At 70.4% G+C, this 785-nt stretch carries 1 protein-coding gene; it reads left to right on the top strand.

The annotated features are described in order from the left end of the window. Window positions 1-244: 244 nt before the first annotated feature. A partial coding sequence (locus tag G3O00_RS42925; protein WP_206146625.1) for a LysR family transcriptional regulator occupies window positions 245-785 on the top strand: 541 nt, incomplete at its 3' end.

Genomic DNA, 785 nt, shown 5'->3' with positions numbered 1-785 from the left:
CGGCCGGGACGGGCGGGTCGATTTCCCTGACCCGCGCGTCGAGCGACTCGATGTCGGCGGCGGGGGCGTCGAAGCGGATGCTGCGCATGATGATCTCCGTGGCGGATGGCTGTCGCGCGGCCCGGCGGGGCGTACAGCGGGTGAAAAGGATGAATGCAGTCTAGTCGGCGCGGTTTGACGCGGAAACGTGCAAAGGCGGATGATTGTTTTGCGATAGACGCATAGCCAAATCCAAAGGCCCTGAATGGACGACTTCCTTTCCCCGCATCTGGCGCTGTTCGTCGACGTGGTCGACCAGCAGAGCTTCTCGGCGGCCGCGCGCCGGCTGGGTGTTGCCGCGTCGTCGGTCACGCGGCGCATCGACCGGCTCGAGACGCAGCTCGGCATCCGCCTCCTGCATCGCACCACGCATGCGCTGCGGCCGACCGAGGCCGGGCAGCTGCTGTACGGGCGCGCGACGCGGATGCTGGCCGAGCTGCGCGGCCTGCAGGAAGACCTGCACAGCCAGCACGACGAGCCGAGCGGGCTGCTGCGCGTCGACTGCCCGGCGCCGTTCGGCCGCCGGCACCTGATGGCCGCGCTGGCCGCGTTCATGCAGCGTCATCCGGCGCTGCAGGTCGACCTGGTACTGACCGACAGCATGGTCGACCTGCAGGGCGCGCGGCTCGGCTCCGACGTCGATCTCGCGGTGCGCATCGGCCCGCTCGAGGACACGCGCTTCGTCGCGACCGTGCTGGCGCCGCAGCGGCGCGTGCTGTGCGCGAGCGCGGCGTATCTCGCGCGGC

Origin of the sequence: Burkholderia sp. Ac-20384, assembly GCF_017104605.1 — a bacterium.
Lineage (GTDB): Bacteria > Pseudomonadota > Gammaproteobacteria > Burkholderiales > Burkholderiaceae > Burkholderia > Burkholderia lata.
Note: the sequence above shows the minus strand (reverse complement) of the source record. Positions and strands in the feature narration are given on the sequence as shown.